This window comes from Fusobacterium sp. (assembly GCF_032477075.1).
Lineage (GTDB): Bacteria > Fusobacteriota > Fusobacteriia > Fusobacteriales > Fusobacteriaceae > Fusobacterium_A.
The window spans coordinates 35,774-42,337 of sequence record NZ_JAWDXO010000025.1; the positions used below are offsets into that span (position 1 = coordinate 35,774).

At 26.1% G+C, this 6,564-nt stretch carries 6 protein-coding genes; 2 read left to right on the forward strand and 4 right to left on the reverse strand.

The features are described 5' to 3' along the window. Positions 1–28: 28 nt before the first annotated feature. The gene (gene nagA / locus E6771_RS10830; protein ID WP_316091346.1) at positions 29–1,174 is read right to left on the reverse strand and encodes an N-acetylglucosamine-6-phosphate deacetylase; all 1,146 of its coding nucleotides are present in this window, start codon (positions 1,172–1,174) and stop codon (positions 29–31) included. A gap of 201 nt (positions 1,175–1,375) precedes the next feature. After that, complete coding sequence (gene recA / locus E6771_RS10835; protein WP_316091353.1) at positions 1,376–2,464, reverse strand: recombinase RecA; 1,089 nt, start codon at positions 2,462–2,464, stop codon at positions 1,376–1,378. Between the two features lie 155 nt (positions 2,465–2,619). On the opposite strand from recA, the gene E6771_RS10840 reads away from it, so the two are divergent. Further along, entirely contained in the window at positions 2,620–4,029 is a 1,410-nt protein-coding gene (locus E6771_RS10840; RefSeq protein WP_316091347.1) for an HTH domain-containing protein, read from the forward strand. An 18-nt stretch (positions 4,030–4,047) separates the two neighbouring features. Further along, complete coding sequence (locus E6771_RS10845) at positions 4,048–4,422, forward strand: hypothetical protein (RefSeq protein ID WP_316091348.1); 375 nt, start codon at positions 4,048–4,050, stop codon at positions 4,420–4,422. 60 nt (positions 4,423–4,482) lie between these two features. Here E6771_RS10845 and E6771_RS10850 read toward each other — a convergent pair whose 3' ends face one another. After that, a complete protein-coding gene (locus tag E6771_RS10850) occupies positions 4,483–4,992 on the reverse strand; it encodes a hypothetical protein (protein ID WP_316091350.1) in 510 nt (169 codons plus the stop codon). Positions 4,993–5,566: 574 nt separating this feature from the next. Further along, positions 5,567–5,809, reverse strand: a complete 243-nt coding sequence (locus E6771_RS10855; protein WP_316091351.1) for a hypothetical protein — start codon at positions 5,807–5,809, stop codon at positions 5,567–5,569. Positions 5,810–6,564 lie beyond the last annotated feature (755 nt).

A 6,564-nucleotide genomic window follows, 5' to 3' on the forward strand; every position in this document is an offset into this window, starting at 1 on the left:
ATTATAATTTCATATTAAATTTATTTTTTTAAGCTTGGTATTTTAATTTACCTTTTACAAAAGTCATATCAACAGAATAATCACTATTCAATACAACTAAATCTGCATCCTTACCTTCAGAGATTTCTCCAGTATTAAGTCCAAATTCTCTAGCTGCATTTGTACTTGTCATCTTAACTGCATCAAAAATACTATATCCTAATTCAATAACATTTTTAAATGCTTTATCCAGAGTAAGTACACTTCCTGCAAGTGAATCATTGCTTACAAGTCTGGCCTGACTATCTTTTACATAAACATCTAGCTCTCCAAGTTTATAATTTCCATCTGGAAGTCCAGTAGCACTCATAGCATCAGTAACACATTCTACTTTATCTACACCTTTTGCTTTCAATAAAAGTCTTACAGCCTCTGGATGAACATGGATTTTATCAAATATAATTTCTGCCGTTACAGCATCACTGCTTAATACAGCTCCTACCACTCCTGGCTCTCTGTGGGTAAATCCTCTCATTCCATTATATGTATGTGTTGAATGGCTCAATCCAGCTTTTATAGCCTTTTGCACATCATCAAAATAAACAGCTGAGTGCCCTACTGACACTATTACACCATTTTCCTTCAAAAATTTTATTGCTTCTAGTGCAGCATCATCTTTAGGTGACAAAGAAAATAATTTTACAAGTCCTGGTTTTATATTCAAGTATTCTTTTATCTCCTCTATTCCAGCTGATTTCATATATTTTTCATTTTGAGCTCCCTTATATTGTATATCAAAATATGGTCCTTCCATATGAACTCCAAATATATTTGCTCCATCTAATTCTTTATTTTGTACTTCTGCTACTTTTTCTAAAACATTTTTTAAAATTTCTTTTGTACTTGTAAGAGTTGTAGCAAGAAAATTAGTTGTTCCATGTTTCACTACAAATGAAGAAATAGTTTTTAATGCTTCTACTGTTCCATCCATAGCATCAGCACCATATGCACCATGAATATGAACATCAATAAATCCAGGCACTACATATTTTCCTTTTAAATCTATTCCATTTTCATATAAAGGATTTTCATTTTCTATTATTTTTTTTATTATACCATCTATTACTAATAAATCTCCTGAAATAATTCTATTTCCTATAATAAATTTCCCATTTTTTAAAAGTATTTTTTCCATATACCTCATCTCCTTTTGGGTTTTGAATTTTAAAAACATAATTTTTATATTATAATAATATTTTATTACATTTTCTGCTTTTTCTCAACCATTTTTTTATTCTTGCCCAAAGAGAGACTTCAGCATATAAATAATTTCCTCTGCCAGATTTAAATATTTTCATGAATCAGCTCCTATTTTTAATTACTAAAATTATATTTCTTATTCAGTAACTTCTTCATTATCATCATTAAAATCTAATGTGTCATTTTCATCAGATTCACTACTTTCTGTAGTTTTCTTTTTAGAAGGTTTAGTATCCAAACCACCTTTTTCTATTATTTCCAATACTTTTTTCTCTATCTGTCCAAATAATTCAGATTCTGTTTCGAGTCTTGCTTTTACATTTTCCTTACCTTGTCCCAATCTGATATCTCCAAAACTGAACCAAGCTCCTGATTTAGATACTATATCATTATTTAAGGCTATTTCCATTATTTCCCCTATTCTAGTTATTCCCTTTCCATACATTATTTGGAAAGCAGCTTCTTTAAAAGGAGGAGCTACTTTATTTTTAGTAACTTTTACTACAGTTTCATTCCCTATCACTTCATCACCTTGTTTTACTGACCCAATTCTTTTTACTTCTAATCTTACTGACGAATAAAATTTTAAAGCTTTTCCTCCAGTAGTTGTAGTTTGAGGTCCAAATCCAAATCCACCAATTTTATCTCTAATTTGATTGATAAATACCATTGTTGTTTTTGATTTATTCAATGTTGCAGTAAGCTTTCTTAAAGCTTTTGACATAAGCCTTGCCTGTAGCCCCATCTGTTGATCTCCCATTTCTCCATCAATTTCTACTTTTGGTACAAGAGCTGCTACCGAATCAACTACTATAATATCTACAGCATTTGATCTCACAAGCATATCTGCTATTTCAAGAGCTTGTTCTCCATAATCTGGTTGAGATATCAACAGTTCATCTACATCTACCCCTAAAGCTTTTGCGTATACTGGATCTAAAGCATGTTCTGCATCTATAAATGCTGCTACTCCTCCAGCTTTTTGTGCTTCTGCTACAATATGAAGAGCTATTGTTGTTTTTCCAGAACTTTCTGCTCCATACACTTCTATTATTCTTCCTCTAGGTACTCCTCCTACACCTAATGCCATATTAAGATTTAAACTTCCTGTTGAAATAACTTCTACATTCATACTTAGATTATTCCCAAGTTTCATTATAGATCCTTCTCCAAATTCTTTCGATATTTGTTTTATAGCTAGATCTAATGCCTTTTCCTTACTCATTTCTTCATTTTTTTTAGCTGCCACTTAAACCACCTCTTTTTCATTCTATATATATTTATATATAGATACTATCATATTTTTTTTCTTTTGTCACTCAATTTTCATAATTTCTTTCTATAATAATTTAAAATATAAAAAACTAGAGGAGTGTTATAATGATTTTAACAAAACGTTCTCTTAAAATTATTAACTTATTCCTCACTGGAAATAAGTTTACAATTGATGAACTTGCAGATTTTTTTTCTATAACAAGTAGGACTGTAGCAAACAACATAAAAACAATTAAAACTTTTTTGAAAAGCAATAATTTAAATTCATTAATAGAAAACAATGGTATTTACTATATTAAAAATAAAGATTCCAGATTAATTTCTCATCTGATTTCTAAAGAAATCATAACAGTGGAAGAAAGAAAAGAATATATTATACTAAAACTACTTACAGATAACCTCATAACATTAAACCCAATAGCCGAGGAACTTGGAATTACAAGAAGATCTCTTAATTATGATATGATAGATATTAAAGAATTCTTTTCTAAAAAAAATATAAAACTTGTTCCAATAGCTGGTAAAGGAGTTACTTTAGTTGGAAAAGAAGCTGATATGAGGCAACTTCTCAGTCAATTTATAGAAAAACTATTGATAAAAAAAGGTAATATAAATAAAATATTTCAAAAATTCTTAAAGGTATTTAATGAAAATTGCAGTATAGCCTTAATAGATAGAATACTCATGGAAGTCACAAGAGATTTAAATATTACTTTGCCTCCAGAAAGTTTCTATTATATCATAGGCATTATATTATCTGGAAAATTAAGGAAAAATTTCATGGATGATTCTTTAAAAATAGAAAATAATTCTCATTTTCAAAAATATCAAAATCTTAAAGAAAAATTATTAAATAATATACATATACCTATTGAAGACTATGAAACTGACCAGATCATAGGAGTTTTTCTTGATTCTGATATTGAAACTTATAAAGGAGATTACAAGCTAAAATCTAAGATTGAAAATTTTCTTTCTATTTTAAAAGAAAAATTAAATATTAACTTTACTATTGATGAAAATTTTTTGATGATACTTTCATATTCATTTAAGCTTTCTAATTATAAAGCTGAATTTAATATAAGTCAGCACCAGAAAAAAATTTCTCATATTCCTGATTCATGTGAAGATATTTTTGAAATTGTAAATGAATTCACTAAAAAAGCATTTAGACAGTTTCATGTTGATGATCTTCTTTTCATAACTTTATTATTAAAAAACCATATTTTGAAATCTAATAATTTAAAAACAAGCAGAAAAAATATTTTAATAATAGATAATTCTATTAAACATTTTCTTGGAAAACTTGTTTCAAAATATCTTCAAAATTTCTATAAAATAAATAATATAACCATCATTTCAAGTTATGAGCTGGATTGTTTCTTTTCATCAAATATTAAACCTGATCTAATTTTGACTCTTGATAATAGTAAAATAAATACAAATATTCCTATAATTAAACTTGATTTTGCAGAATTATGGCCTAATTTAAATTTTTTAGAATATTACTTTTAATTCTTTGGAGGTACATTTATGAAAAAACAACTTATAGGATTAATGTTGATTATGTCTTCTTTTGCTTTTGCTGGAGGAGATAAAACATTGGATTTATTAGAAGAAAAAATTGAATTGAAACATTCTTTTATCACTGATGGTACACATAAACTAAAGATTGAAGATATTGATATTGGTATAGTTAATGGAGTTCCTTTTGTTGTTATAGAAACAGAAAGCCTTTTCACTGATAGAGCATGGAAAGACTTTAATAAAAAAGCTTATAATGATTTTGCTAAGGATATAGCCGATGAAATAAGAACTGCTTTAGATACAAAATCTGAAGTTAATATTTCTCTTATTTTGGATAGAGAATTTGGAAAAGACATGGTTCTTTCAGAAGCTCAATATTAAAATATGCTAGATATACTTTCTTTTATAAGAACATATTAAAAATAAATTTTAATATGTTCTTTATATTTTATATTTTTTCTTATATTCCTTTAACCATTTAAATTGACGAAATACTTTACGAATATAATATTGACTTAAGAAAATTCCTGCTAATAAACTACTCACCGACCATAGGCTAACAAGCTTATTAATAAAAATAGTGCATAAACTTAGTAATGTAGTTAAAATTGACATAAATCCATAGACTATAGTAAAACCTACACTACTTTTTATTTCATATGAAGCATTTTCAAGTTCTTGTTTAATTTTTTCTTTTTGTTGCTCTTCAGTAAGATCTTCTAATTTTTCTTCAGGTTCTTCTTTTGAAACAATAAAAGCATAAAATAAAATTCCGCCAAGTAGGAAAAAAACACTTGTTGTGGACATGATAAACCCTATTTTATTCATCACATATTCTTTAAATGTTCCCTCAAAAAGAAAGAATGCAATTCCTCTAACTATCCACCCACCTACTAACAGAATACTTCCAATTATAAAGCCTAAATATCTCAATTTTGTTCTTTTTTTCATTTTTTCCTCCTTTAATTCTATGGTGTATACTATTCCAATGAAATAAATTTGTTAGTGATGTAAGAAAAAGGTTCCTTATAAATTATTATAACATATCTTTTATAGCCTTAAAAAATTGATCAATTATTATTAATTTATTACTTTTATTTATCTATTTTTCTTAGATAAATTCTTTTTAATTAATTTCTATATCTCATATAAAAAAGAACCAGAGAGCAGTCTGGTTCTTTTTCCTAAACAAAACTTGAAAAAGTGAATATAAAAAATCCTTAAAGAGACTTTTCATATTTTGATTGTATATTATTTAGATGAATTTTGTCAAGTATATTTTGAATATTAGATTTTAACAATACTTTTTTAATACTATTTATTTATATCATAATTTCTTATTTTAAATAGTTATTTTTATATAAAAAAAGGAAATTAAAAACTTATTAGTATAATATTAATAGAAATCTCTTCCCCGAGATGTTTTAATATATATTTAAAGGAGCTTTTCCCCAAAGCTCCTTTTTCCTTTATTTAGTTTTCTTTATTTCTTGCTTATTCCTAATATTGTTCTAAATATAATTTTTTATTTTTTACTATTTTTATGAGAATTTTTCAAAATTCTATTATATTTAATTACTCTTGTAATAAAAAAATATTCTATTAATAGAACTCCACAAACTAAAATTAGTACACCTGGAATAAAAATTTCAACTCCTGCAGAAAAATCTCTTACAAAAAGCTGAGCAAATTTTCCCAATGCAATCAATCCCAATAAAGATAAAATAACCCAGATAATTAAATTATAAATAACAATTAATTTTTTCATAGTTATTCCTCCATTAATATTTTTTATATCTAAAATTATTTTAACATAATGTTAGCTTTACATGCTACCAAATAAATTTTCCATTATGACAACTTTCTATTTCTTTTATAAATAAAAAAGGAAAATAAAATTATTAGAGAATAAACATAATATAAATCTTTCCCCAAGATGTTTATAATATAGATGAAAAAAGGAGCTCACTCTCATGGCTCCTTTTTCTTTTTCTACTTCTAAAAATTATATTCTTTCACTATAATTATCAATTTTTTAAAAAGGAAAATAAAAATTTTAGAGAATAACAATATATTCCATGAAAACTTTTTTCTCCAAAATATTTCTAAACATAGAAAAAGAGCCTCTGAAAAGAAGCTCTTTTTTCTATAACATAAGATTTCAAGAAGTATTTGTATAGTTAATTATAAACATCATTGTTTCTTTTGTTTGTCTTTTTATATCTTGTTTCTCTCTACACTGTTCTAAAGGTATTTTTAATTAAAAAAATACCTCTTCCTGACATTGCTGCATTTTCTAATATAAATAAAAATTTAATAGCTACATAAAATACTATTGCCCTTATTTCTACTCCTCATAATAGAGTATTTAAAGTCCTTGAAAAAAATATTATAAAACCATTTTTAATGACACCTCTACTAAAAATTGTTTCTGTTAACTTAAATTTATGTGAACTACTCCTAACCTTTTAAGGTATAATAATTTGCTCAAGATTATATATCCTCCCTAAAATGAAAGGAGCA